Origin of the sequence: Cobetia sp. ICG0124 (genome assembly GCF_004006355.1) — a bacterium.
GTDB lineage: Bacteria > Pseudomonadota > Gammaproteobacteria > Pseudomonadales > Halomonadaceae > Cobetia > Cobetia marina.
Map to the genome: position 1 here is coordinate 2392662 of NZ_CP024893.1, position 26526 is coordinate 2419187.

General features: G+C 65.2%; 25 protein-coding genes and 3 pseudogenes. 4 read left to right on the forward strand and 24 right to left on the reverse strand.

The annotated features are described in order from the left end of the window. Window positions 1-13 precede the first annotated feature (13 nt). Window positions 14-1318: a DEAD/DEAH box helicase gene (locus CU110_RS11220; protein ID WP_084209121.1), complete on the reverse strand. Its 1305-nt coding sequence runs from the start codon at window positions 1316-1318 to the stop codon at window positions 14-16. 361 nt (window positions 1319-1679) lie between these two features. Here CU110_RS11220 and CU110_RS11225 point away from each other — a divergent pair, with 361 nt between their 5' ends. Both CU110_RS11225 and xthA read left to right on the forward strand, forming a co-directional pair. Further along, window positions 1680-1946: a hypothetical protein gene (locus CU110_RS11225; protein WP_077372139.1), complete on the forward strand. Its 267-nt coding sequence runs from the start codon at window positions 1680-1682 to the stop codon at window positions 1944-1946. Beyond that, complete coding sequence (gene xthA, locus CU110_RS11230; protein ID WP_077372136.1) at window positions 1946-2758, forward strand: exodeoxyribonuclease III; 813 nt, start codon at window positions 1946-1948, stop codon at window positions 2756-2758. Before CU110_RS11225 ends, xthA begins: the two co-directional genes overlap by 1 nt. Window positions 2759-2894: 136 nt before the next feature. Here xthA and CU110_RS11235 read toward each other — a convergent pair whose 3' ends face one another. The 9 genes from CU110_RS11235 to CU110_RS11270 all read right to left on the reverse strand — a co-directional run bounded on the left by CU110_RS11235 (window position 2895) and on the right by CU110_RS11270 (window position 9747). Continuing rightward, window positions 2895-4115 carry a hypothetical protein gene (locus CU110_RS11235; protein WP_127736043.1) on the reverse strand — a complete coding sequence of 407 codons (1221 nt, stop codon included), beginning with the start codon at window positions 4113-4115 and terminating at the stop codon, window positions 2895-2897. Further along, a complete protein-coding gene (locus tag CU110_RS18025; protein WP_346427130.1) occupies window positions 4112-4288 on the reverse strand; it encodes a TonB family protein in 177 nt (58 codons plus the stop codon). Before CU110_RS18025 ends, CU110_RS11235 begins: the two co-directional genes overlap by 4 nt. Before the next feature lie 46 nt (window positions 4289-4334). Continuing rightward, on the reverse strand, window positions 4335-4793 hold the full coding sequence (locus CU110_RS11240; protein WP_346427131.1) for a hypothetical protein: 459 nt from the start codon (window positions 4791-4793) through the stop codon (window positions 4335-4337). A 1-nt stretch (window position 4794) separates the two neighbouring features. Then, window positions 4795-5193, reverse strand: coding sequence for a biopolymer transporter ExbD (locus CU110_RS11245; RefSeq protein ID WP_077372126.1), 399 nt, complete (start codon window positions 5191-5193; stop codon window positions 4795-4797). Continuing rightward, window positions 5186-5785 carry a MotA/TolQ/ExbB proton channel family protein gene (locus CU110_RS11250; protein WP_127736046.1) on the reverse strand — a complete coding sequence of 200 codons (600 nt, stop codon included), beginning with the start codon at window positions 5783-5785 and terminating at the stop codon, window positions 5186-5188. Before CU110_RS11250 ends, CU110_RS11245 begins: the two co-directional genes overlap by 8 nt. Then, window positions 5778-7127: a MotA/TolQ/ExbB proton channel family protein gene (locus CU110_RS11255; protein WP_127736049.1), complete on the reverse strand. Its 1350-nt coding sequence runs from the start codon at window positions 7125-7127 to the stop codon at window positions 5778-5780. The genes CU110_RS11250 and CU110_RS11255 overlap by 8 nt, the downstream gene beginning before the upstream one ends. After that, window positions 7124-7930: a DUF3450 domain-containing protein gene (locus tag CU110_RS11260; RefSeq protein WP_164850361.1), complete on the reverse strand. Its 807-nt coding sequence runs from the start codon at window positions 7928-7930 to the stop codon at window positions 7124-7126. The genes CU110_RS11255 and CU110_RS11260 overlap by 4 nt, the downstream gene beginning before the upstream one ends. Window positions 7931-8071: 141 nt before the next feature. Then, window positions 8072-8998 carry an FAD-binding protein gene (locus tag CU110_RS11265; protein WP_084209126.1) on the reverse strand — a complete coding sequence of 309 codons (927 nt, stop codon included), beginning with the start codon at window positions 8996-8998 and terminating at the stop codon, window positions 8072-8074. Continuing rightward, window positions 8995-9747: an electron transfer flavoprotein subunit beta/FixA family protein gene (locus tag CU110_RS11270; protein ID WP_084209127.1), complete on the reverse strand. Its 753-nt coding sequence runs from the start codon at window positions 9745-9747 to the stop codon at window positions 8995-8997. Before CU110_RS11270 ends, CU110_RS11265 begins: the two co-directional genes overlap by 4 nt. 441 nt (window positions 9748-10188) lie before the next feature. Between CU110_RS11270 and CU110_RS11275 the strand changes: the two are divergent. Then, a pseudogene (locus CU110_RS11275) lies at window positions 10189-11659 on the forward strand (electron transfer flavoprotein-ubiquinone oxidoreductase). Window positions 11660-11749: 90 nt separating this feature from the next. Continuing rightward, window positions 11750-12985, forward strand: coding sequence for a dicarboxylate/amino acid:cation symporter (locus CU110_RS11280; protein ID WP_084209129.1), 1236 nt, complete (start codon window positions 11750-11752; stop codon window positions 12983-12985). A 10-nt stretch (window positions 12986-12995) separates the two neighbouring features. Here CU110_RS11280 and CU110_RS11285 read toward each other — a convergent pair whose 3' ends face one another. The 14 genes and pseudogenes from CU110_RS11285 to plsX all read right to left on the reverse strand — a co-directional run bounded on the left by CU110_RS11285 (window position 12996) and on the right by plsX (window position 26501). Continuing rightward, window positions 12996-13937 carry a sulfurtransferase gene (locus CU110_RS11285; RefSeq protein WP_084209130.1) on the reverse strand — a complete coding sequence of 314 codons (942 nt, stop codon included), beginning with the start codon at window positions 13935-13937 and terminating at the stop codon, window positions 12996-12998. 273 nt (window positions 13938-14210) lie between these two features. Further along, window positions 14211-16118: pseudogene (locus CU110_RS11290) on the reverse strand (ATP-dependent helicase); the annotation flags it as partial. A 39-nt stretch (window positions 16119-16157) separates the two neighbouring features. Next, window positions 16158-16808 carry a DUF1285 domain-containing protein gene (locus CU110_RS11295; protein ID WP_084209131.1) on the reverse strand — a complete coding sequence of 217 codons (651 nt, stop codon included), beginning with the start codon at window positions 16806-16808 and terminating at the stop codon, window positions 16158-16160. Between the two features lie 43 nt (window positions 16809-16851). Further along, window positions 16852-17688 carry a TatD family hydrolase gene (locus tag CU110_RS11300; protein ID WP_084209132.1) on the reverse strand — a complete coding sequence of 279 codons (837 nt, stop codon included), beginning with the start codon at window positions 17686-17688 and terminating at the stop codon, window positions 16852-16854. Between the two features lie 41 nt (window positions 17689-17729). Further along, window positions 17730-18050: pseudogene (locus CU110_RS11305) on the reverse strand (PilZ domain-containing protein); the annotation flags it as partial. Window positions 18051-18094: 44 nt separating this feature from the next. After that, window positions 18095-19093 carry a DNA polymerase III subunit delta' gene (locus CU110_RS11310; RefSeq protein ID WP_205694035.1) on the reverse strand — a complete coding sequence of 333 codons (999 nt, stop codon included), beginning with the start codon at window positions 19091-19093 and terminating at the stop codon, window positions 18095-18097. Beyond that, window positions 19090-19752 carry a dTMP kinase gene (gene tmk, locus CU110_RS11315; RefSeq protein WP_127736055.1) on the reverse strand — a complete coding sequence of 221 codons (663 nt, stop codon included), beginning with the start codon at window positions 19750-19752 and terminating at the stop codon, window positions 19090-19092. The genes CU110_RS11310 and tmk overlap by 4 nt, the downstream gene beginning before the upstream one ends. Window positions 19753-19875: 123 nt before the next feature. Beyond that, a complete protein-coding gene (mltG, locus tag CU110_RS11320; RefSeq protein WP_346427132.1) occupies window positions 19876-20853 on the reverse strand; it encodes an endolytic transglycosylase MltG in 978 nt (325 codons plus the stop codon). 96 nt (window positions 20854-20949) lie between these two features. Continuing rightward, a complete protein-coding gene (gene pabC / locus CU110_RS11325) occupies window positions 20950-21735 on the reverse strand; it encodes an aminodeoxychorismate lyase (protein ID WP_127736058.1) in 786 nt (261 codons plus the stop codon). A gap of 94 nt (window positions 21736-21829) precedes the next feature. Next, entirely contained in the window at window positions 21830-23074 is a 1245-nt protein-coding gene (gene fabF, locus CU110_RS11330) for a beta-ketoacyl-ACP synthase II (RefSeq protein WP_077372085.1), read from the reverse strand. 208 nt (window positions 23075-23282) lie between these two features. Next, window positions 23283-23516, reverse strand: coding sequence for an acyl carrier protein (acpP, locus tag CU110_RS11335; RefSeq protein ID WP_065392587.1), 234 nt, complete (start codon window positions 23514-23516; stop codon window positions 23283-23285). A 100-nt stretch (window positions 23517-23616) separates the two neighbouring features. Further along, window positions 23617-24360, reverse strand: coding sequence for a 3-oxoacyl-ACP reductase FabG (gene fabG, locus CU110_RS11340; protein WP_043331893.1), 744 nt, complete (start codon window positions 24358-24360; stop codon window positions 23617-23619). A gap of 60 nt (window positions 24361-24420) precedes the next feature. Continuing rightward, window positions 24421-25383: an ACP S-malonyltransferase gene (fabD, locus tag CU110_RS11345; protein WP_077372081.1), complete on the reverse strand. Its 963-nt coding sequence runs from the start codon at window positions 25381-25383 to the stop codon at window positions 24421-24423. Window positions 25384-25478: 95 nt separating this feature from the next. Beyond that, window positions 25479-26501, reverse strand: a complete 1023-nt coding sequence (plsX, locus tag CU110_RS11350) for a phosphate acyltransferase PlsX (RefSeq protein ID WP_084209135.1) — start codon at window positions 26499-26501, stop codon at window positions 25479-25481. Between the last annotated feature and the right edge of the window lie 25 nt (window positions 26502-26526).

Sequence of the window (26526 nt, forward strand, 5' to 3'; positions counted from 1 at the left end):
GCGTGTCTCTCCGTCACAGCATGCCCTGTGGCGGTTGCTCGCGGGGCAGCGTTTCCTGGATGTACTCCTCGATCTCCGGCAGGGAGAACACATCCTCCTCGCCGATGAAGCTGATCAGGCTCACGTCACTGAAGCTGGCACGATGCACGTAGTCTTCCGGCACCTCCGGCAGCGTGAAGTTGATGGCATGGGTGGCATCTTCCAGCGGCAGTCCCCGCCCGGCCACGTCACTGACCACCAGCACCTTGAGCTTGCCGTTGCGGAAGGCTTCCTGCGCCTCGAGACGTGCCGTCTGGGTCTCGGCACCCGACATCAGCGCCACCTCGATGCCTGCCTCACGCAGAGCGGCATCGATGCGACGCACCAGCGCACGGGTATTGCCGAACACCACCACGCGCTCCAGCGCGTCCTGCTCGACGAGCTTGACCAGCAGTCGCAGCTTGTCGTCGTCGCTGACGGTGTAGGCCTGCACGCCCGCGTTGTCCGCCGGGATGGCGGCCGCGGCTTCATGCTCCACCGCCACCTGAGCGGCCTCATGCGTCCACTGCTCTGCCAGGCCCAGCACGTCGGAGGACAGCTCGGCGGAGAACAGCAGTGTCTGGCGCTCCTCGGCACGCGGTGTGGCGCGGATGATGCGCTTGACGTCCGGGATGAAGCCCATCGACAGCATGCGGTCGGCCTCGTCGACCACCAGCACTTCGGTCTCGGAGAGATCGACATCGCGCTTGGTATGGAAGTCCAGCAGGCGACCCGGCGTGGCGACCAGCAGGTCGACCTTGCGCTCGAGACGCTCACGCTGCTTCTGGTAGTCCATCCCGCCGACCACGCAGGCCACGGAGATGCGCGCGAATTCGGAGAATGCCTTGGCATCCTTCTCGATCTGCAGCGCCAGCTCACGGGTCGGCGCGATGATCACGGCACGCGGGGCACCCGGCTTCTGACCTTCCGGCGCCTTCTCTTCCAGGAAGTAGGCCAGCGTGGCGATCAGGAAGGCAGCCGTCTTGCCGCTGCCGGTCTGGGCGCGCCCGACCACGTCACCGCCCAGCAGCGCCTTCTCGAAGGTCTGGGTCTGGATCGGGGTGCAGTATTCGAAACCGGCCTTCTGGATGGCACGCATCAACGGCAGCGGCAGATCGAAATCGTGGAAGCGCCACTGACCGGCGACCGGCGCGACCTGGAACTGATCAAGGTTCCACTTGGACTGGGAGCGACGCGGCTTGCGGCGGCGACGCTTGGGCTTTCTGGGCTTCTGGTTCGGGTCCTGCGGCTCTTGCTGAGTCTGCTCAGCGGCTGGCTGGGTCTGATCCGTCTCGCTCATGTAATCCGTTCTTTTCAAGGGTTCATATGCGACAGGCGCGGGCCGCTCTCGGAATCTCGCCACGACAGGCCACACCCGGATGGTTCGTCATGCCCAGTGGTCTCACCTGGTTCGCCTGACCCGCTTGTGACAAGCGGTCGTCTCGGGCTGCATGCGCCTTTGCCGGATTGGGAGTCATCCCGTGCCTGTCTGCTCCCCTTCGGGGGTATGCGTCTCCAGGGCCACGCAGGCCCCGGGTGCAGACATGCACGAATGCTCTCACCTGTTCTGAACGGATTCACGCATCCGGATCTCCCCTGCCCGAATGTTCGGCAGGGGCCCGAGGCTGGCGACTGCTGACACCGAACAGGAAAGCCCGAAGATGACACGCAGAAAGAAGAGCCGCTCCATCGCCGACAAGGTGCAGATTCGCACCGGCCGCCGCAAGGACTTCAAGAAGTGGCGCGCCGAGAATCCGGATCAGGTACATTCCGGACCTCGCTATGTGGCCAAGAAGAAGGATCAGCGCAAGAGCCAGGCAGCCGCCAAGCTGGAACGCATGAACGCCGCCCCGCTGCTGCCGCTGCATCCGGACGCCCCTGCCGAGCAGGACGACAAGGGCGGGAATGATGAGGGAGGCAAGGCGTGATGCGACTGGTGTCCTTCAACATCAATGGCATCCGTGCGCGTCCGCATCAGCTGGAAGCGCTGATCGAGGCGCATCAGCCGGACGTCATCGGCCTGCAGGAAACCAAGGTGCAGGACAGCGAGTTTCCCCACGCGCACATCGAGGCACTGGGATATCACGTGGTCTGGCACGGCCAGAAGGGCCACTACGGCGTCGCGATGCTGACCCGCCAGGTGCCGAAGAAGGTGCATTACGGCATGCCCGATGACAGCGAAGATGCCCAGAAGCGCATGATCGGCGTCGAGATCGACGGCCCGAACGGCGAACCGCTGATCGTCTACAACGGCTACTTCCCCCAGGGCGAGAATGTCGAGCACCCGGTGAAGTTTCCCTACAAGACGCGCTTCTATCAGCAGCTGTTCCGCCTGCTGGAAGAGGACCACACCCCCGATCAGCACGTGGTGGTGATGGGCGATTACAACATCTCGGCCACCGACCGCGACATCGGCATCGGCGAGCCCAACCGCAAGCGCTGGCTGCGCGAAGGCAAGACCAGCTTCCAGCCCATCGAGCGCGAGTGGATGGAGCGCCTCTACGCCTGGGGCCTGACCGACAGCTTCCGTCACGTGCACCCGGAAGTCGATGACCAGTTCAGCTGGTTCGACTATCGCTCGCGTGGCTTCGAGCGCGAGCCCAGACGCGGCCTGCGCATCGACCTGATCATGACCAGCCCGGGCCTGACCCCGCTGATCAAGGATTCCGGTGTCGATTACGTGCTGCGTGGCATGGAAAAGCCATCGGACCACGCGCCCGTCTGGACCGATATCGGCTGACACGCTGAGCAACGCCAGCGCGAACACGATCGCCAGATACGCAAACGCCGCCTTCCCCCGTCTCAGGACGATCAGGAAAGGCGGCGTTTTCGTTGCACTGCCGGTCAGACAGCCAGGAGTCGCGGGGGTGGGCGCCTCAGCGCTGCGCGAGTGACTTCAGCCAGTCATCGGCCTCTTCGGCGCCGCGTGCCTGCGCCTTCTTGAAGGCCTCACGCGCGGGGTCCAGCTGGTCAAGCTGACGGGCGACCACACCGCTGAGCAACCAGTGGCGCGCGGAATCATCCCCGCGCTCACCGGCACTGGCCAGGGCACCGCTCGCGATATCCCAGCGCCCCCAGTCATAGGCCAGTTCCGCCAGCTGCCGAGCATCCTCGACACGGCCACTCTGCTCGGAAACCGTCGCCCACGCCGTCAGCGAGTGCTCGATGTCGCGCGCCGAGGTCCAGGCCTCTGCCAGCTGACGACGCAGTAACGGCGTGTCTACCAGCAACGGCTGCCCCTCGGGAGTTGCCGACGTCGAAAGTCCCGCCTCGATCAACTCCGCGGCCCGCGCCGGCGCGCCGGCGGCCAATTGCAGATCGATGCGCTGCTGATAGGCCTCGCGCCCACTGACGATTCCCGCCGCCCAGGCGGCTTCCCAGGTACTCGCCGCACGCCGCTGCTGATTGAGACGCTGATAGAGCGCCACGGCGCGCTGCCAGTCCTGCGCATCCCGCGATTCGCCAAGTCCCTGCTCGACCAGTGCCACCGCCGCAGCATGTCGTCCCGTCTGCTGATAGACGCTGACGGCAAGTTTCAGACGATCGCCTTCAGGCGCACTCGCTCTGCTGGCGCGCTCCAGCCAGTCCTCGGCCCGCGACCACTGGCCACGGTTGGCTTCCAGGCTGACGGCCAGCCACAGATCATCGGCACTCGCCGAGCCACCATGCAGGTACTCCGCCAGACGTGCGGTACCGGCTTCCTGCTCTCCCGCCCGCAATCTCAGCATGGCTTCGCGCCGCAGCCACTTGCGCGCCTGACTGGCATCGACGCCCGGCAACCGGCGCGCTTCGCCATAGAGACGCGCCGCCTGGGCCTGATCCCCTTGTCTTGCCCGCGCACTGGCGGCCAACGACAGATACAGCGCACGCACCTCGCCACGTTGCTGACGGGCTTCCCGCTCGGCACGCTCGCCGACCTCGTCGTAATCCCCCTCCTCCAACCGTGACTGGAGCGTACGCAGCTGCCCCGCGACCTCCGCCGACACGCGCATTGCCCCATTCGCGGTGGCGACGCCCCCGACCTCCATCATCAGCATCAGACAGGTGGAGACCAGGGTCACGCGCGTCAGGCGACGCCCGCCGCGGGGTTGCCTCAACGCAACTGGAACTCAAGCCGTTGACGCGCCTGACGCGCTGTCTGGGCCGCCGGGAACTCCCAGCGCGCGATAGCCTTCATCGCGGCGCGATCAAAGACACCGGAAGGCTCTGCACGCACCACCCTCAGCGAACTGCCATCGACATTGCCATCCGGACGAATCACGAAGGCCACCTCGACGAAGCCCTCGATGCCACGCCGGCGTGCACGACTGGGGTACTCAGGCGCCGTGCGCAGCGTCGGGCGGGGCGAGCCCCCTTGCGCCGCGGGTGCCGGGCTTCGGCGTTGGCTTGGGTTTCGGATCCGGTGTCGGTCTCGGCGGACGCTTCACCTCCAGTGGCGGCAGGCTGTCATCCAGCGTCAGCTCCGGCGTTGGCGGCAGTGGTGTCTTGACCTCAGGGATCGCCACCGTGCTTGTCACCTCTGGTGACGGCATCGGTGCCGCTTTAGGCGGCGGCGGTGGCTCGGCCGGTGGTGTCGGCAAGGCCTCTGCCGGCGCCGCTTCAGGGGCGGGTGCCTCTTCAGGCGCCTGAACGGTCGAGACCGACAGCGGCTCAGGCGCCGGCGCATCGTTCACCGGCGGCGCCACCAGCAGTGCCAGGGCATAGAACAGGGCCAGCGCCAGCAGGGCTCCGCCCAGCAATCCGATCAGTCGATTGGCATACAGACGTCGCGTCATGTCATTCGCCTTTCGATGCCGCGACCGCGATGTCCTGCACTCCCGCACTGCGCAGCGCATCCATCGTCTCCACCAGCAGCCCGGTCCGCGATTGACGATCCGCCTGGATCACCACCGGCTGGCCGTCGGCCAGCTCCGCCACCGCGTCCCCGACACGGTGGGCGTCCACCGGCTTGCCATCGACCCATACCGCGCCCTCGGCGGTGATCGCCACCATCACGGCCGCATCCGGACGTGCCGTGGCATGCGAGGCCTCGGGGCGCTGGATCTCGACCCCCGACTCCTTGACGAAGCTGGTGGTGACGATGAAGAAGATCAGCATGATGAAGACGACATCCAGCATTGGCGTCAGGTTGATCTCGCCGCTGTCTTCCGCGGCTTCCATGCGACGTCTACGCATGCGGTGTCTCGCTTGTATCAGAGGACTTGCCCTTGCGGGCATCATCCACGGCGCGCGCCAGGCGGTCGTGCAGGCGTTGGTCCTCACGACGCACGACACGCTCGAAACGGGTCACGAACAACAGTCCCACCACCGCCACCGCCATGCCGGCCAGGGTCGGCAAGGTGGCACGGGCCACGCCATCGGCCATCGCTCGCGCCTGGCCGGTACCGGCGATCGCCAGGGAATCGAAGACGTGAATCATGCCGGTCACGGTGCCCAAAAGGCCCGCCAGCGGGCAGATCATCACCAGCAGCTTGAGCCACGGCAACGGCGCGCGCAGGCGTGACAGCAGCTCACGGGTCAGTACCTCGCGGTGAGTGAGCGCCGACCAGCTGTGGTGCTCGCTGCGCGCCACCCAGTCGTGGATCAACTGGCGGCGTGCCGGCCGATGCACCAGCCGCCAGTAAAGGCCGCGCTCCAGCGCCAGACCGAACAGCAGCATGGCGATCAGGCAGATCACCACGATCAGAGGCCCGCCGCTATCCACCAGCCGCATGACCGGTGCCAGCGCACCGGGCAACAGGGAAGAAGAGGCCAGCGACTCAGGCATGCTCGGTTTCCCGCGTGCGGGCATTGGCCGTCGCCGCGGCGGCGGGCGCACGACGCTCGAGGTGATCCGCCAGACGCGCACTGGCACGCCCTTCCAGGCGCCCCATCAGCCCCTTCGACAGGCTCGACATACCGGTCTGCGCGAACAGCAGCGGCACGGCGGTGATCAGACCCAGCACGGTGGTCACCAATGCCTGGGAGATGCCGCCGGCCATCAATTTCGGATCGCCGGTACCGAAGACGGTGATCGACTGGAAGGTGCCGATCATGCCGGTCACGGTGCCCAGCAGACCCAGCAGCGGCGCGATGGCCGCCAGCAACTTGACCAGTGCCTGACCACGTTCCAGCTTCGGTTGCTCGGCGAGCAGCGCCTCATCGAGACGCGCTTCCAGCGCTTCCGGCTCATGATCATGACGCATGCCTTCAAAGCGGGTCAGCACGCGGCCCAGCGGGTTGTCATCCTTGAGCTGGGTCAGATCCGCTTCCTGACGCTTGACCGCGCGCCGCGTGGCCGTCAGGCGCACCAGCTGGATCAGCGCGATGATCAGCCCCAGCACGCCAAGCCCGACGATCACGTAACCGACCGCCCCGCCCTGCTTGAGTCGCTCGGTCAGCCCCGGCGCACGTGACAGGGCGCGGGTGACATCACCCCCGGTGGGATCGAAATCGAGTCGATCGGTATCGCCGGCATTGAACGCCGCCAGCTGATCACGCATGGTCGCCGGTGTCTTGCCGGCAAGGCCGAGACTTTCCAGTGCGCTTGCACCATCCACGGCCTTGTCATCGGACAACGGTGAGAGCAGCAGATCGCCACTGAAGGCCATCTGCTCGCCGACACGCACGATCTCACGTGGCTTGATGCTGCCATCGGCACCGGCCAGCGGTGCCTTGAAACGCAGCGCACGGCCACTTTCGCGGGCGATGCTGCCGATGTCGGCCGTCAGGGCCGCGAGTCGCTCACGACCGGGCACTTCATCCCGCGGACCAAGGTCCGGCAGTCGGGCCTGCCCACCGGCCAGCAACCAGTTGCCGGCCACCCCTTCACGGACTTCCCGCGCATGCTTGCGCGCCACCGTGAAGACCTGGCCGAGATCCCCCTGCTGCGCCTGGCGCTCGTCATCCAGACCACTGAGGGTCGCCTGCTGCTGCTTCGCTTCGGCTTCAAGGGTCTCGCGCTTCTCGCGCAGGCTGTCACGTTGCGCCTCGGCCTTGGCCACGGCCGCCTTGAGCGCGTCACTGTCCGACAGCAACGTCTCCAGGCGTGTCTGATCACGACCTTCCGCCTGACTGGCCGCCTGCTCGAACTGCTCGACGCTCAGTGCCTGTGCCGCGGAGCCGGTCACGGCAGCTCCACGTTTTCCACCGGGACGGACAGCGGCAAGGTGAGCAGTGACGGTGCCTGCTGGTCACGCGCCATGCTGATTCCCTGGCGCAGCTCGCTCAGCGCACTGTCATCCAGTACCTGCCAGCTGTCATTCTGCGTCTTCCATGCCCCGCCGTGCTGGCCATCCAGCGTCAGGTAATAAAGCCCCACGCGACCGACACGCAGATACTGCACCTCGGTGTCCTCCGCACCGATCAGCCCCGCACGCCAGGTATCCAGGCCCTGGCCGTAGCTCAGCTCCTGCTGCCAGGCATTGAGCAGCTGATCGAGGCGCTCGTCATTGGTGAGACTGGCGTTGGACAGGTTGTCGCGCAGCCGTGCGACACGCGCCAGACGCTCTTCCTTCAGGAAGGGCAGGTCCTGCTCGATGAACGCTTCCAGCTCATTGACCTGCTCACGCAGCAGGCCCGGCAAGGACTCGCGGGTGGCCTCGAGATTCTCGAGCGCCGTGCGCTGACGCTCGATTCGCGCGGCACGGTCGGCATTGAGCGGGGTCAGTTCCGCGGTATAGCTTTCCAGACGCGCCGCTTCCTGACGCGCCTCGCGCAGCCTCACCAGCAATTCGCGGGTCTCGTCGTCAGCCGCGTCGATGCGCGACTGCAACTCCCCCTGGGTCTGCTGATGACTCGCCGCACTGTCACGCAGCGTCTGTGCATGAACCGGCAGACTCGTGGCACACAGAGGCACCATCAGCGCCAGCGCGGGCAGCATGCCGCCAAACGCGCGCGCCCTCGGGAAAGAGAAAGAAGTGGAACGCCGCACGGACATCTCCTGAAGAACAAGACTGGGTTGCATCCTCGGTCACTGGCCATGCTGCCAGAGAATCGCGAGTGGAAATGCAAATCACTGGCAGGGACGGTATTACAAACAAGAACAATTATCAATTGATCTCGATCCGCACTCTTACAGCTTGCCTTCCAGCTCCGGCAGCACCTCGAACAGATCACCGACCAGACCGTAGTCGGCAACCTGGAAGATCGGCGCCTCATCATCCTTGTTGATCGCGACGATGACCTTGGAGTCCTTCATGCCCGCCAGGTGCTGGATCGCACCGGAGATGCCGACGGCAATGTACAGGTCCGGGGCAACGATCTTGCCGGTCTGACCGACCTGCATGTCGTTGGGCACGAAACCGGCATCCACGGCGGCACGTGAGGCACCGATGGCGGCGCCCAGCTTGTCGGCGATGCCGTCGAGCAGAGCGAAGTTCTCACCGTTGCCCATGCCGCGGCCACCGGAGATCACCACCTTGGCAGCACCCAGCTCCGGACGCTCGCTCTCGGCCAGCGTCTCGTTGACGAAGCTGGAGACACCGGCATCCTCGACGACATCCACCGCCTCGATGGCCGCCTGGCCGTCAGCCGCCACCGGGTCGAAGCCGGTGGCACGCACGGTGATCACCTTCAGAACGTCGTCACTCTTGACGGTCGCGATGGCGTTGCCGGCATAGATCGGACGCAGGAAGGTATCGGCACTCTCGACCGCGATGATCTCGGAAATCTGTGCGACGTCCTTCAGCGCTGCCACGCGCGGCATGAAATTCTTGGCCGTGGTGGAAGCACCGGACAGCACATGGCTGTAGTCGTCCGCCAGCGCCACGACCAGTGCCGAGACATTCTCCGCCAGCTGATGGGCGTAGACCGCGTTGTCCGCCACGCGCACACGCTTGACGCCGGCAAGCTTCGCGGCCTGCTCGGCAACGCTCCCGACACCTTCCCCCGCGACGAGAACATCGATATCGCCACCGATGGCGCTGGCAGCCGCTACCACACTGGCAGTGGTACCTGTCAGCTGGCCATCGTGATGATCGGCAATGACGAGAATGCTCATGAGATCACCTTTGCTTCATTCTTGAGTTTGTCCACCAGCTCATCGACGGAGCCGACCTTGACGCCACCCTGGCGCTCGGCCGGCGGCGTCACCTTGACCAGCGTGACCTTCGAGGCCGTGGAGACACCCAGCTCTTCTGGCGTCTTGAGGTCCAGCGGCTTCTTCTTGGCCTTCATGATGTCCGGAAGCTTGGCGTAGCGCGGCTCGTTGAGGCGCAGGTCCGTGGTGACCACCGCCGGCAGGCTGAGCTTGACGGTCTGCAGACCCCCGTCGATCTCACGAGTGACGTTGACGCTCTCGCCGTCGACCACCACCTCGGAGGCGAAGGTGCCCTGCCCCATGCCGGTGAGCGCCGCCAGCATCTGGCCGGTCTGGTTGTTGTCGGCATCGATGGACTGCTTGCCGAGAATCACCAGGCCAGGCTGCTCTTCCTCGACCACCTTGGCCAGCAGCTTGGCCACTGCCAGAGAGTCGACGGCGTCATCGGTCATCACCTGCACGGCGCGATCTGCCCCCAGCGCCAGCGCGGTACGCAGCTGTTCCTGGGCGGCCTTCGGCCCGATGGTCACGGCCACGACCTCGGTCGCCACGCCTTTTTCCTTCAGGCGTACCGCTTCTTCCACGGCAATCTCGCAGAAGGGGTTCATGGCCATCTTGACGTTGGTCAGATCCACGTCAGACTGATCCGCCTTGACGCGAATCTTGACGTTGTAATCGATGACGCGTTTCACCGCGACGAGTACTTTCATGGTGTCCTCGCTGATCTCTCATGGAGCGAGAGGCTGCTCGAGGCGCCCCCGCTCGATTCATGCAAGCGTTTGATAGGTGAATATCATCCAAAATAGGTCGTGCTGACAAGCACCGCGTCACGGCACCCCATCATTCTCATGGGGGCATCTTGCGCAGAATTGGGGGTCGGGGTCAAACCGGAAAGCCACCATCCGGGTGCCCGGACATGAAACCCGTCAGGCGATATCCTGCAACACGCCGTGTGGCTATTACGTCAGACCCAAGCATAATAAACAAACGGTCGTTTTAAATGCTACTGTTGCGGCATGCTATGCGGCTGCCTTGCGCCGCGCGCCGCCGAAGATCAATAGCCCTGCGATCAGCAACGACTGATCGTGATACGCCCACCCCGCCGGATCCGCGGGGCCTGATACAGGGCATCAAGATTGAGGAGACGGGTCATGGAACGCGAATTCATGGATTTCGACGTCGTCATCGTCGGTGCCGGGCCTTCCGGCCTGTCGGCGGCCTGTCGACTGATGCAGCAGGCCAATGAGGCGGAGCACGAACTGACGGTCTGCGTGGTCGAGAAAGGCTCTGAAGTCGGCGCCCATATCCTGTCAGGCGCAGTGCTGGAGCCACGCGCACTCACCGAACTCTTCCCCGACTGGGCCGAGCGCGGCGCGCCGCTCAATACCGCCGTGACCCGTGATGAAGTCGTGCTGCTCAAGGATGACCAGAAGGCACAGGTCATCCCCAATGCACTGGTTCCCAAGACCATGCACAACGATGGCAACTACATCATCAGCGCCGGCAACCTGACCCGCTGGCTGGGCGAGCAGGCAGAGGAACTGGGCGTCGAGATCTTCCCGGGCTTCGCCGCTCAGGAAGTGCTGCATGGCGAGGATGGCACGGTGCGCGGCATCGTGGTCGGCGACATGGGCGTGGCCGCCGATGGCAGTGAAAAGGATGGCCACATGCCGGGCATGGAATTGCGCGGCAAGTACACCCTGTTCGCCGAGGGCTGCCGCGGACATCTGGGCAAGCAGCTGATCTCGCGCTTCTCTCTCGACAAGGGCGCCGATGCCCAACATTACGGCATCGGCCTCAAGGAGCTGTGGGATGTCCCGGCCGAGCAGCATCAGCCGGGGCTGGTAGTCCACGGCAGGCGGCAAGCGGGTCTCCTACGGGGCGCGCGCCATCGCCAAGGGCGGCCTCAACTGCCTGCCGAAGATGAGCTTCCCGGGTGGCCTGCTGATCGGCTGTGACGCCGGTACGCTCAACTTCGCCAAGATCAAGGGCCTGCACACCGCGATGAAGTCCGGCATGCTGGCGGCGGAGAGCGTGTTCGCCGCCATCAAGAGCGGCGATGAGGGTGGCGAGGACCTCGTCGACTTCGGCAAGCGCTTCCAGGACAGCTGGGCCCATGAGGAGCTGGATGCCTCGCGCAGCTTCGGCCCGGCGATGCACAAGTACGGCACCTTCCTCGGTGGCGCCTACAACTTCCTCGACCAGCTGATGGGCGGCCGACTGCCGACCCTGCATGACACCACCCCGGACTACGCGCGCATGCGCCCGGCGGATGAATGCACGAAGATCGAGTATCCCAAGCCGGACGGCAAGCTGTCCTTCGACAAGCTGTCCTCGGTGTTTCTCTCCAACACCAATCACGAGGAAGACCAGCCGTGTCACCTGCGTCTGGCAGACCCGGCGCTACCGGTGCGTGACAACCTGCCGCGCTTCGCTGAGCCGGCCCAGCGCTACTGCCCCGCCGGGGTCTACGAGATCGTCGAGGAAGCCGGTGAGCCGCAGTTCCAGATCAACTTCCAGAACTGCGTGCACTGCAAGACCTGTGACATCAAGGACCCGGCGCAGAACATCACCTGGGTCGCCCCGGAAGGTGGCGGTGGCCCCAACTATCCGAACATGTGACCCATCGCTGCCCGCCAGCTGACAACGCCGCCGTGGCCCTGCCGCGGCGGCGTTGTCGTTTCTGGCCTCCCCCCTTGCTTCGGAGCCACCATGTCCGTCACTCGTCAGATACTGCTCGCCCTGGGGCTGGGTATCCTCAGCGGCCTTGCCCTGAACGCCGGAGCAGGTGCCTTGCCCGAGGGCAGTGTCGCCTGGCTCGACGCCAACCTGCTGACGCCGGTAGGCCAGATCTTCCTGCGTCTGCTGCAGTTCGTGGTGGTACCGATGGTCTTCGGTGCCCTCATCCTCAGCCTGACCAGTCGCGAAGGCGGTGCCGACGTGGGCCGCCATGCCGGGCGTCTGCTGGGCAGCTACGTGGTCACCAGCGCCGTGGCGCTGACGCTGGGCATGCTGGTCGCTCATTGGCTCAGCCCGGGCAGCGGTGCCGAGAGCCTGGTGGACTCGGCGCCTGAAGGCCGCAACGCCGACAGCATCGCCCAATGGCTGGTGGGCCTGGTGCCCAACAACCCCTTCACGGCGCTGGGTGGCGGCGGCCTGCTGCAGGTCATCTTCGCGGCCGCCTTGATCGGCCTGGCGATGCGTGCCCTGCCGGAAGAAAGCGCGCCGCTGCATCGCGTGATCGAAAGCGGCTACACCGTCAGCCTCAAGGTACTGTCCTTCGTGCTCAAGCTGGCCCCGCTTGGTGTCTTCGCGCTGATCACCTCGGTGATCGCCACCCAGGGGCTGGATCTGCTGATGCGGCTGGGCATGTACGTGATCGGTCTGATCATCGCGCTGGCCTTGATGGCACTGCTCTATCTGGTGCTGCTGGCCGTGACCGGTGCCCGCCCGCTGGCCTTCATGCGCCACTTCGGCCAGAGCCTGGGCTTCGCCTTCGGTACCGCCAGTTCCGGTGCCACCCTGCCGCTGGCGCTGGGCAATGCACGCGACTACGGCATGCAGGAATCCCTGGCCAGCTTCGCGCTGCCCTTCGGTACCGCGCTCAAGCGTGATGGCGCCGCCGTGCTGCAGGGCTTCAATGCGTTGTTCGTGGCGCAGCTGTTCGGTATCGACGTCACGACGTCACTGGTGATCACCGTCTTCACCACCGGTCTGCTGGTCAGCTTTTCCACGGCCGGCGTGCCGGGTGCCGGGCTGGTCGCGATGACCACCGTGCTGGGCGCGGCGGGCCTGCCGCTGGAGGGCGTGGCCGTGGTCGCCGGCGTCGACCGCTTCACCGACGGCCTGCGCACCGCCCTCAACGTGATGGGCAACTGCGCCAACGCCGCCCTGCTGGAGCGCTTCGAGTCGCGCAAGCCCGCCGCGGAGCCCAAGACGCCAGCCTGAGCGCGCACGGCTACCCTTCGCTGGCCTCGCCGGTGGCGACCGGGCGCTCGGCGTCACTGATCCAGTCGCTCCAGGAGCCGGCGTACAGACGCGGCAGCGGCAGTCCCGCGATCGCGAAGGCCAGGATATTCTGACAGGCGCTGATGCCGGAACCGCAATAGGCGATCACGGCGCTGTCATCCGGCAATGTCCGGCGCAGCTCGCGCATCAGGCTCATGCGGTCCTTGAAGCGACCATTGGCCTCGAGATTGCCGGGGGTCGGGCGACACAGGGCGCCGGGGATATGGCCGGCCACCGGGTCGACCGGCTCCTGCTCACCGCGAAAGCGCGCTTCACCCCGGGCATCCAGCAGCACCGCCTGACTGCCCACCACCTCCTCGGCAGTGACCAGCAGGCTGTCGTCAAAGCTCGGCTGCCAGTCACTGGGCTCGGAGGTCACTGGCTGGGAGGGAGCGCGCTTGAGCTCGCCCATGGCCTGATTCCAGGCCTGGATGCCGCCATCCAGAACACGCACATCCGGATGCCCGGCCCAGGTCAGCATCCACCACAGGCGCGCCGCCGCCATCTGGCCGCCCATGTCGTCATAGACCACCACCTGTTGCTCGGGCGTGATGCCGAGACGGCGAAACAGCTCGGCTGTCGCCTGGTGCGACGGCAGTGGATGACGACCGCCCACGCCGTCCTCGCGCACGGGCGCGGAAAGATCACGTTCCATATCGACATGGATGGCCCCTGGCAGGTGCCCTTCACGCCACATCCGCTCGCCCGCCTCGCCATCCTCGAGGCGAGCGCGGCAATCCAGTACCACGGGGGACTTGAGCCCTGCCATCGCCAGCTGGGTCACCAGCTGACTGGCGTCGATCAAGGGTGCCTGCCGCTGGTCCGGGGCCAGCAACGATGAGGTGGAGACGGAGGCTGCCGCCAGTGCGGCAGGATCGGGATACTGGGCCATGGGAACTCCTTTCCAGGGCTTGCTCTGTTGCTCGGCCCTGGGCCTGGGCGAGGCCTCAAGCGTCGGCGGCGTGATGCCATGACGTACCAACGGCAGGCGCGCCAGATAGGCCTCGCCAAGGGCTGGCGCGCTCACGCGCAGGGTCTCGGTATTTTCAGAGGACGCCTCGCGACTGGGTGCGTCGCCCTCACCGACCTGCTGGCGAGCGAGCTTGGCACGCTTGCCCGCACCGTGAATCCAGTCACCGAGGCGGGAGCAGTCCTCCACGCACAGTTCCGCCAGGAAGCGACTCGGCGCATGGGTCCCGCCATCCCGCCACAGATGCAGCTGTTCACGAGCACGGGTCACGCCGACATAGCACAGACGTCGCTCTTCCTCGAGGCGCTCCGGCGACAGCGGGTTGTCGCGCGAGTAGGCCGGGAAGTCCTCTTCGTTCATGCCCCAGAGGCCTACCAGCGGCCATTCCAGCCCCTTGGCGCCATGGACCGTGGTGATCAGCACGCCATCGGCGGCATCCTCGACCGGATTGCGCAGCAGGTTGACGAAGGCCTCGGGGTCGTTGGCAAGCTCCCCCGCCTGCTCGATCAGTACGTCCAGCAGACGCACGTCCTCCTCGCCCTTGTCCCGTCGGGCCGCGGCCCGTCTCAGCACCTTGTCGGCTTCCAGCTCATCGACCACGTGCCGCAGCAGCCGCGCGGGTGCCCAGTCGCCCAGCGAAGGGAGATCACACAACAGCTTCCAGCGCTTGTGCAGGTTGCGGCGCTGCAGCGGCTTGAGCCCTTCGAGCATCGGGTCTTCCTTGCGCGGCCAGCGCTGGCTGTCGGCCAGTTGCTGACACAGACGCTCGAGGCGCTCGCGCGCGACGAAGGCGGTGGGCTGGGTGAACAGCAACATCAGATGCGCCGGGTCACGCAGCCGCGTGGCGTCACGCGCAAGCTCCAGATAGCCTGCCAGCGCCTGCACCAGTGGCAGGCGGAACACGAAGCGATCGCCCTGCCCGAGACGGAAGGGAATCCCGGCCTTCAGCAACTGCAGCTGCACCGGCACCGACAGCGCCCAGCTGCGCACCAGCACGGCGGCCTCGGCACCGCTGCGCCCGGCGTCCCGCCAGGCGGTCAGCGCCGCGACCAGACTGGCGGCCCCCTGCCCTTCGAACAACCGTGTCGGCGGTGTGCCGGGTGCAGCCAGACACAGCTGATCCGGTCGGCGCGCATTGGCGGCAATGGCGTGATTGGCCGCCAATGCCAGACGATGACCATGGCGAAAGGTGTAACTGAGCGGGAAGTCCAGCGGGGACGGGAAACTCTCGGCGAAACGCGTCAGCATGTAATCAGGGCGGGCGCCACGCCACTCATAGATGCACTGGTTGGCGTCACCTACCGCCATGACTTCTGCCACGGTGCTGGATGATTCGCCGGTGACTGCCGGCGAGGAAGCCGCAGTGGACGGCGCACCGGCCAGCAGCGCCAGCATGCGCTGCTGCGCCTCATTGATGTCCTGATACTCATCGATGATGACGTGCTGCAGATGCCCCTGGATGCGCGCACGGGTCTCCGGCTCTTTCTCCAGCTGACGCAGCGGCCGGTAGAGCAGATCGGCATAGGTCATCTGGCCATGCTGCTCGAGCAGCTGCTCAAGCTGGGCGAAGGACTCGACGAAGTGACCGGTGTGCTCACCAAGGTTCATGCGCTCGTACAGCAGCGTCGGTTCGCACATCTCGGCCTTGACCAGATCACAGAACTGGGCAAGCGCTTCGAGACGCTCACCTTCCAGTGCCGCCTCACGATCGGCGCGGTCGGCATCGCCCAGAGCACGCTGGGCGGCCTGCTTGAGCAGCCGCTCCAACGCCCAGTCCTGCTGGATCAGCTCGCGCGGCGCCAGACACCCCCAGCGCACCAGCGTAGTGGTCAGGCGATGACCGATGGAGTGGAAGGTGCGGACATCCGGCAGGCGCGTACCCGGTGGCGCCGACTGCGCCAGCTTGGCGACGAAGTCCTCGCGCGCCGAGCGGTTGAACATCAGCACCAGAATCCGCTGCGCCGGAATGCCTTCCGCCAGCAGACTCAGCACTCGCGCCACCAGCGTGGTGGTCTTGCCAGACCCTGCCACCGCCGCGACCCGTGCGTGTCGTCCGCGATGTGCCACCACGGCACGCTGCTGATCCGTCAGCCGTTGCGTCAGCTGGCCGACGGCGCTGCGCGAGCGGCGAGACCGGGTGGCTCAGGTGTCGAGATCTCGGGCACTCAGTACGCCGAGCATCTGCCAGTGGCCGTCGCTCATGAAGCCCAGTGCCTGATCGCCATTGTCCAGCTCGCGCATCTCGGCCTCTTCCAGCAGACGATAGTAGAGATTGCGATGCAGACGAGCGGCGAGTCCGAAGCGCACCGGCGCTTCCGGCAACCACAGGCCATCCGGTGTCTCGCTGAGCGTCAGGCGGGTATCCCCTTCCAGCCGCACGATATCGCCCTGGTCGGTGACCAGCTGCCAGATGTCCGGCTGAGGCTGAGGCTCAGCCTCTCCGGGTGCTGCCTGTCCAGGCTGTGTCTGACCAGGCTGTGTCTGATCAGGTTCAGACTCGACACGGGAGCAATCCACCGCCAGGAAGGGGCGATCCTCGACCTGAATGGTGACCTTCTCCGCCGGCGTGACCAGGCAGTAGCTGCCATCGGGTTCGCGCCGCATGACCCGCGACAGCATGTGCACCAGCCGTGCACGACCGATCGGCGTGCCTTCATGCACCCAGCGACCATCGGCGCGGATGACGAGATCCATCTCGCCGCAGTGCTCCGGGTGCCAGGTCTCCACCGGTGGCAGTGGCCCATCCTTGCCGGCCCTGTCGCCCAATCGAGTGAGAATGGCGGCTGGATTCATGACATTTCCTCCCTGCCTGGCGTGTCACGCTGCCCGTGGGCGCTCATCCGTCGATGAGCATGCCGCTGCTGGCCAGCGCTTCGCGAACGTTGTCCGGGGCTTCCGGCGCGGCGGCGCGGAACAGACGATAGAAGTTGGCGGTGGTCTGCATCGCCAGCTCATCGACGGTGATGCCGCGCTCGGCGGCGATGCATTCGGCGACCTCGACCACGTTGCCCGGCACGTTGGAGGTGCCGCGGTACGGCACCGGCGCCAGGTAGGGGCTGTCGGTCTCGATCAACAGGCGATCCAGCGGGATGGCGCGCGCCAGCTCGCGGACATGCTCGGCATTGCGGAAGGTGACGATCCCGGAGATGGACACCATGAAACCGTGGCCCACCGCGACACGTGCCATGTCCAGATCTTCCGTGAAGCAGTGCAGCACGCCACCCACGGCGGGGTCGGTATGCTCCTTGATCAGCGCCAGGGTGTCCTCGCGGGCTTCACGGGTGTGGATGATGACCGGCAGCTCCAGCTCGCGCGCGGCAATCAGATGACGCGTGAAGCGCTCGTATTGCAGTTCACGGCTGACGCTCTCGTAGTGATAATCGAGGCCGGTCTCGCCGATGGCCACCGCACCGAAGCGCTCGGCACACTTCTTGATGTCCTCGACCGAGGGCTCCGGGTCTACCTGATGCAGCGGATGCACACCGGCGGAAATCACCACATCGTCATGCTGTCGGGCGATGGCCGAGATCTCGGGCACATCGTCCAGCGTGACCGCGATGGCGAGGAATTGATGCACGTGACGGGCGCGTGCGGCGTCCAGCACGGCGTCAAGGCTGCCGCCATGTTCTTCAAGCTTGAGGCGATCAAGGTGGCAATGCGAATCGACAAACATCCGGAAACTCTCAATAGCGTATAGGTGGCGTGGCCCTTGCCCAGCATGCCGGCCAGATGGTTCTCGATATGATCACGCACCTGGCGGTCCTCTTCACTGAAGTGGATGCCGATGCCTGCGGTACGGCGACCGCCGACACCCGAGGGGGAGATCCAGACCACGCGACCGGTGACCGGAATGCGCTCGGATTCTTCCGGCAACGTCAGCAGCAGGTAGACCTCCTGCCCCATGGTGTAGCGCTCGGTGGTCGGCACGAAGATACCGCCTCGCACGAGAGTCGACATGTAGGCGGCCAGCAATGTCTTCTGGTCGCGAATCGTCAGCGACAGTGCCTTCTGGCCTTGCTGTGGAGCGGTGTGCATCCTTCACCTCCGGCCGGTGATCCGGCGAATTCAGTCTCGTGGCATCACGAACGCAGCAGCGCTGCCCAACGCACCAGCCAGGACTCCAGCACCAGCTGCGGGTTGGGGTTGCCCCCCGCCGCCAGCAGACGGCGCTGCTCACGAGCAAAGTCCAGCAGCTTGAACCAGTCACGGGTGCGGCCATTCTTGACCGCCTGACGCAGCAAGGGCTCAAGACTCGGGTCACGCAGCTGCGCGGTATTGCCAGACAAGCCCATGCGAATCAGATCTTCCAGCCAGGCAATACCGTACCACAGCACCTGCGACAGCGGTTGGCGCTCCAGACGCCAGGCTTCCGCCACCGGCTCTCCCCCGCGCACCAGCGCGTCGAACAGTTCACGCAATGCCTGCCTGAGCTGGCGCTGGTCCGCCTCGCCCAGACGCACCGCCAGCTGCGGCAGGCCTCCTGCCATGCGCAGCAACGATTGGGCATCTTCGCCCAGCTGCTCGCTCAACCACGGCAGACTGTCTTCAGCCGACGGAATCACCAGGGGCCACTGCTGGCAGCGGGAGCGAATGGTCGGCAGCACGCGCGATGGCATGTCACTGAGCAGGATGAACAGGGTGTTGGCGCCGGGCTCCTCGAGACTCTTGAGCAGCGCGTTGGCCGAGGCGATGTTCATCGATTCCGCCGGCTGCAGGCGAATGACACGATAGCCGCCCTGCTGGGCCGTCTGGGCGACGAACCGATTGACGTCGCGGATCGGGTCGATACGGATCATCTTGCCGACGTCCTGAGGTGACACCGCCATCAGGTCAGGATGATGCCCTGCCGCCAGCATGTGGCAACCATGGCAGTCACCGCAGGCGGCAGCGCCGGGTTTGCCCTGTGCGGTGCGACACAGCACACGGGCGATCATCGCATCCGCGAGTTCCTGCTTGCCAAGCCCCGAAGGTCCGCTGAGCATCACCGCGTGCGGCAGGCGACCGCTGTCATGCACGGCGGTGAAGTGCTGCCACAGCGAGTGCTGCCACGGCAGCGGCGAGAAACTCGAGAGTGTCACGCCGCCTGCCAGGCGGCGATGCGGGCCGACAACACGCCGGCGATCTCGGCCTGTACCTCTGCCAGCGACTGATCGGCATTGATGGTGGCAAAGCGCTCGGGGTCTGCATCGCGCCGCTGGTGATAGCCGATTCGCACCGCTTCGAAGAACTGCTCGGCTTCCTGCTCGATGCGATCCGCGCCTTCGCCGGTCTCGGCGCGCCGTGCGGCCAGACGCCCTCGTGCGGCCTCGACCGGCATGTCCAGCAGCAACGTCAGATCCGGCTGCAGCCCTTTCTGCACCAGGGCTTCCAGTGTGGTGATGTCGGCCAGCGGCAAGCCACGCCCGCCGCCCTGATAGGCGAAGGTGGCATCGGTGAAGCGATCACACACCACCCAGGCACCACGTTCCAGCGCCGGGCGAATGGTCGCGGCCAGGTGCTGGGCACGCGCGGCGAACATCAGCAGCAGCTCGGCATCATCGCTCAAGGCCTCCGCGGGGGCCGGGTCCAGCAACAACCGGCGTATGGCTTCCGCCCGCTCACTGCCTCCGGGTTCCCGCGTGCGCACCACCTCGATGCCGTGCGCCTCGAGCTCGGCGACCACGAAGGCGACATTGGTGCTCTTGCCGACACCTTCTCCTCCTTCCAAGGTGATGAAACGCCCCGTCGATGGGCTCACCTCGAGGGGGGGGTGTGGCGAGAAGACGTCGTGCTTGCGGCGCTCGGACGTGAAGACATGAGGTTTCCTGATTCAGACGGCAGATGACTCGCGACGAAGGCCCTTCGCCTCATTCACGGCGTATTACCGGTTGAGAATATAGCGGCGCACGGCGTTGTTGTGCTCTCGCAGAGTGCGCGAGAAGTGGTGCTTGCCCTCGCCCTTGGCGACGAAATAGTAGGTGTCGCCTGGCTTGGGGTGTACCGCGGCTTCCAGAGCGGCACGCCCCGGCATCGCGATGGGTGTCGGCGGCAGGCCGGTGATCACGTAGGTATTCCAGGGGGTCGGCTTGCGCAGATCGGCACGCGACAGCGAGCCATCATAATCCTCCCCCAGCCCGTAGATCACGGTCGGGTCGGTCTGCAGGCGCATGCCACGCTCCATGCGACGCTTGAACACGCCGGCGATCTCGCCACGTTCTTCCGGGGCACCGGTCTCGCGCTCGATCAGCGAGGCCAGAATCAGGGCCTCGTACGCGGTGGTGATCGGCAGGTCGTCGTCACGCCCGGCCCACACGTCCTCCAGCGTCTTGCTCATGCGCGCGTAGGCCTGCTTGTAGAGCGACAGATCGCTCACGCCCTTGTGATAGCGGTAGGTGTCCGGGAAGAAGCGCCCTTCCGGCTTCTCGCCTTCTGCCCCTACGGCCGCCATCAGCTCCTCATCGCTCATGTCGCGAGTCGTGTGCTCAAGCTTGGGTGAGGCGTCCATGGCGGTACGCATCTGGGCGAAGGTCCAGCCTTCCGGCACGGTCAGGGTATAGCTGACGACGTCATCGCTGGACAGCAGTGCCACCAGCTCACGCCCGTTGAGGCCCGGCGTGAGACGGAATTCACCGGCGCGCAGACCATTGACGGCATCAGGCTCCAGACGTGCCCATACCTTGTACGGCCAGCTGGCCTCGATGATGCCTCGGGATTCCAGCTCGCTCACCACCTTGGAGAGACTGGCACCGCGCGGGACCTCGAACAGCTGTTCCTGCTCGATCGCCAGTGGTGACAGCAACTGTGCCTGCCAGTAACGAAAACCCACCATACCCGCAGCCACGGCCACGACGACCAGCATCAGAAGGATCTTGAATACACGCATAATCGGATTTCCAGTCTTCATGGCGAAGAAGGTGTCTGCTCGGGAACGCCCCCGCAGCCTGGACGCCTTCCATCAATACGCGGGCTCGCCCAGCAAGCGCGCGACAATGTCGTTCAGTGACGCAAGCGCCGGATGCCCCTCATCACTCCATTGGGCCAGAGGCTCTCCCGACGCCGCCAGCAAGGTGCGCAGCGGCCAGACGCCCTGCACGGAATTCATCACCACCACCACCTCGGCCGCCCTCAGTGATGACAGTCCTTCGCGCACTCGCATGACGGGGAGCTCGGCCTCTAGCGCCACCAGCAAGGTGCCCTCGACACCGGCGCGATCCAGGCATGGCGTGAACCATTGCCCGTCGCGATACCAGGCGAGGTTCATGCTGGTGGCCTCGACGAGCTCATCGCTTGCCGTCAGCAACAGCCCCTCCCGGATGGCGGGGTCTGTCCACTCACGGCGTGCCAGCACATTCTCGAGCCGGTTGAGATGCTTGAGTCCCGCCAGCGCCGGCTGCTCTGCCACGCGCAATTCGCACACGCGCGCCGTGATGCCCTGACGGGCCTCACGATTGACCACAAAGGGCATTGCGCGTGCCCGCAGACGAGGTTCGGGTGACTCGGGTGCCTTGTAGCCACGACCACCGGACCCGCCGGTGACGACCAGCTTGAGCACCTCCAGCCCCTCGCCCCGGCAGACGTCCAGACACACATCGAGCGCCTGCGACGAGGGCACGGGCAAGCCAAGTCGCCGGCAACCACGGGTCAGTCGCGCCAGGTGCCGTGACCATAGCTGCGGCTGGCCATCGCGCACCAGAATCGTCTCGAACACGCCCTCACCGTAGGCAAGGCCGCGATCCTCCATGGGCAGGCCCGCCGCAAGCGCAGGCAACGCCCCACAGACAGACGCGCCCCCGGATGGGAGCGCGTCAGAGGGGAGATCACGACAGCGTGCGACCTCAGTCCTTGAGCTTGCCGAACACCAACGAGCCGTTGGTGCCACCGAAGCCGAAGGAGTTGGACAGGGTGTACTCGATCTTCATGTCGCGTGCGACATTGGGAACGTAATCGAGATTGCAGCCCTCGGCCGGATTGTCGAGGTTGATGGTCGGCGGGGCGACCTGATCACGCATCGCCAGCACGCAGAACACGGCCTCGACGGCACCGGCGGCACCCAGCAGGTGACCGATCATCGACTTGGTGGAACTGACGGCCACATTGCGCGCCGCGTCGCCCAGCACGGATTCGACGGCCAGGCTCTCGGCCTTGTCGCCGGCATTGGTGGACGTGCCGTGAGCATTGATGTAATCGATCTCGCTCGGGTCCAGCTTGGCATCCCGAATGGCGTTGCGCATCGAGGCGGCCGCGCCACGGCCGTCTTCAGGCGGCGCCGTCATGTGATGCGCATCATCGGACATGCCGAAACCGAGCACCTCGGCGTAGATGGTCGCACCACGTGCCTTGGCGTGCTCATACTCTTCCAGCACCACGACACCGGCACCGTCGGACAGCACGAAGCCATCACGATCACGGTCCCATGGGCGGCTGGCCGCCTGAGGGTCGTCGTTGCGGGTCGAGAGCGCGCGCGCCGCGGAGAAGCCGCCCAGACCCAGCGGTGTGGTCGCCATCTCGGCACCACCGGCCACCATCACGTCAGCATCGCCGTAGGCGATGGTACGAGCGCTGTAACCGATGTTGTGCGTTCCGGTGGTACAGGCGGTGGTGATCGCGATGTTGGGGCCGCGATAACCGAACTGGATCGCCAGGTTGCCGGAGATCATGTTGATGATGGAGCCCGGCACGAAGAACGGCGAGATGCGACGCGCACCGCCTTTCTCCAGCGCCTTGTGATTGTGCTCGATCATCGGCAGACCACCGATACCGGAACCGATGGCAACACCGATGCGATCGGCATTGTCTTCCGTGCACTCGATACCGGAATCGGTGATGGCCTGATGGGCCGCCGCGATACCGTACTGGATGAAGAGGTCCATCTTGCGGGCCTCTTTCGGGTTCAGATACTGACCCACATCGAAATTCTTGATGGAACCGCCAAAACGGGTATTGAAACCGCTGACATCGAAATGCTCGATGGGTGCGATGCCACTCTTGCCCGCCTTGATGTTGCTCCAGCTTTCCTCGACGGTATTCCCTACCGGGGTCACCAGGCCTAGACCTGTCACCACTACCCTTCTGCGAGGCATCGTGTCTCCTCCAAAACTATCGACTTGGCACGCCTGGGCCAGCTGCACCTGGGCGGTAATTGAGCGCATTATACAGAAACCTTGCCAGTGATGGGCAGTCGGTTTTCCTGCGGTTTTCCAGACGCTGTCACAGTGCGGCTCTTGAACGTACAGACGATTGCATCACGACCCTGAGCCACGAAGGGCCCGCTGGTCGCTTCAATCCACCTTACTGGTGGTTGACGATGTAATCGATAGCTTCCTGCACGGTGGTGATCTTCTCTGCTTCTTCGTCAGGAATTTCAGTATCGAATTCCTCTTCCAGAGCCATCACCAGCTCAACGGTGTCCAGGGAGTCGGCGCCCAGGTCTTCAGTGAAAGAGGAAGAGTTCTGGATGTCTTCTTCTTTGGCGTTCAGGCGCTCGGCCACAACCTTCTTGACGCGTTCTTCAATGGTGCTCATTTAACAATCACTCCTAGTGGTACGGAATCCGCAGCTCGAAAAAGCTGGGCGTAGTTTATAGGCCACCCCAAAAGGACGCAACCACGTCCCCGCGCGGGGCTTAGCGCATGTTCATGCCGCCGTTTACCTGCAACGTCTCACCGGTAATGTAGCCTGCTGCATCACTGGTCAGGAAGCCGACTGCCGCAGCAATCTCTTCCGGCTGGCCAAGGCGCGCCAGCGGGATGTTGCCGAGCAGCGCTTCGTGCTGCGCTTCCGGCAATGCTTCGGTCATGTCAGTGGCGATGAAGCCCGGCGCCACTGAATTGACGGTAATGTTGCGCGACGCGACTTCACGCGCCAGCGAGCGGGCAAAGCCTTCCATGCCTGCCTTGGCGGCAGCATAGTTGACCTGACCGAGGTTGCCCATGGTCGCGACCACGGACGAGATGTTGACGATGCGACCGAAGCGCGCCTTGGTCATGCCGCGCAGGCAGCTCTTGCTGACACGGAAGACCGACTTGAGGTTGGTGTCGAGCACCGCATCCCAATCATCTTCCTTGAGGCGCATCAGCAGGTTGTCACGGGTGATGCCGGCGTTGTTGACCAGGATGGTCGGTGCGCCGAAGCGCTCGCCGATTTCCTTGAGCACGGCGTCGACGCTGGCCTGGTCGGTGACGTTGAGCAGCATGCCCGCGCCTTCGATACCGTGCGCCTCGAGGTCAGCGCCGATGGCGGCCGCCCCTTTTTCGCTTGTGGCCGTGCCGATCACGATACGGCCCTGACGGCCGAGTTCACGGGAGATGGCTTGGCCGATGCCACGACTGGCACCGGTTACCAGTGCGATTCTGCGTTCGCTCGTCATCTTGAGTCCTGAGTTGGCTGATCCAAGTCACATGACTGGCCGCGCGGGCCAATCACGAGCTTACTGATTCTGTTCGGCAGCGGTCTCACGGGCAAGTTCCAGCGCCGCTTCCAGGCTGTCCGGGTCGTTCACGGCCAGGCCACGGGCCTGACGCTGGATACGCTTGCCGAGACCGGTCAACACCTTGCCCGGACCGCATTCGATGAAGGTCCGCGCGCCGCTGTCGAACATGGCATTGACGCAATCCGTCCAGCGCACCGGCTGATAGAGCTGCTCGATCAGACGCTGACGCAGTGTCTCGACATCCTCATGGGCCTTGGCATCGACATTCTGGATGACGGTGTAGCGCGGCGCACGGAAGTCGATGTCGTTCATCGCCTCGGCCAGCTTGTCAGCCGCCGGACGCATCAGATCGCAATGCGAAGGCACGGAGACCGGCAGCGGCATGGCACGCTTGGCACCCGCCTCCTGACACGCCGCGATGGCACGCTCGACGGCAGCCGTGCCGCCCGCGATGACCACCTGACCCGGCGCATTGTAGTTGACTGCCGCGACCACTTCACCCTGCGCCGCACTGGCACAGGCAGCTTCGACCTGAGCATTCTCGAGACCGAGAATGGCCGCCATCGCGCCCTGCCCCTGAGGCACGGCAGTCTGCATGGCTTCGCCGCGCAGATTGACCAGCTTGACGCCTTCGGCAAAGCCGATCACGCCGGCGCAGACCATCGCGCTGTATTCGCCCAGGGAGTGACCGGCCATGCGCGCCGGACGCGGACCTTCCAGCTCCTGCCAGACGCGCCAGATGGCAACGCTGGCCGTCAGAAGCGCAGGCTGGGTCAACTCGGTACGATTGAGCTCCTCTGCCGGGCCTTCCTGCGTCAGATGCCAGAGATCGCGCCCCAGCGCGTCAGAGGCTTCTTCGAAGGTAGTGCGGACGACGCTGTAGCGCTCCGCCAGCTCCCGCAGCATGCCGACCTGCTGGGAGCCCTGTCCCGGGAAGATGAGGGCCAGGGAATCTGTCATTGCTGTCACCATTTCCATCTGTTCAGGTGGGACTGACACGGGTAAGGAAACCCGATTTCCGCTGGCCCGCCAGTGAATCCGACCAATTTACGCAATTAACCCGGCAGGCTGCCCTTGAGAGCATGCGCAAGACGCTCCGGCAAGCCTCGACGCGCCTCACTCGCCGCGCGCGAGACAGCATAGGCGAATCCCTCCGCGGCCGCCCCGCCATGACTCTTGACGACCACGCCGGCCACGCCCAGCAGACTGGCACCGTTGTAGCGCACCGGATCCAGCTGACGAGACAGGCGCGTCAATGCCGGACGTGCCAACCAGGCCATCAGGCGCGTACGCCAATCCGCCGCCAATGTCGCCCCCAGCTGTGCCGACAGCATCTGGGCCAGCCCTTCACTGCTCTTGAGCACGACATTGCCGACGAAACCGTCGCAGACCACGACGTCTACCTCTCCTGCGAAGAGGTCGCCCCCTTCAACGAAGCCGAGATAATCGAAATTCGCACCGCTGCCAGCCAGCAAGGCATGCGCTTCCTGCACCTGCGCCGTCCCCTTGCCGGATTCGACACCGACATTGAGCAGCCCCACGCGCGGGTTGGCGACACCTTCCACCAGCTGGCACCGCACGGCACCCATGCGAGCAAATGCCAGCAGATGCTGCGGCGCGACCGCCACATTGGCGCCAAGATCCAGCAGACTGCAGGACCGCTCTCCCTGCGTGGGTACCGCCGCACAGATGGCTGGCCGCTCCACTCCCTCGACCGTTCCCACGTCCCGCATGGCCAACGCCATCAAGGCGCCGGTATTGCCCGCACTGACGCAGGCATCGGCCTGCCCGCTCGCCACCAGGTCGAGCGCACGGGACATGCTGCTGGGCTCGCGACTGCGCACGACACGAGAGGGGCGAGCATCAGACGCGACAATGCCGTCGACAGCGAGTGTCTGAAGGCGATCACGAACACGGGAGAGTGAAACAGGGAGGGAATCAAGCTCGGCATCCAGAAGATGCCCTGGACCCACCAGCGTGGCGCTGAGTCGTGGGTCACGCAACAGTGCACTGGCAGTGCCCCGTAACGTAGCGCGGGGACCGAAGTCCCCGCCCATCGTATCGATGGCGATACGCACGGCGTTACGCCGTGCGCTGCATCAA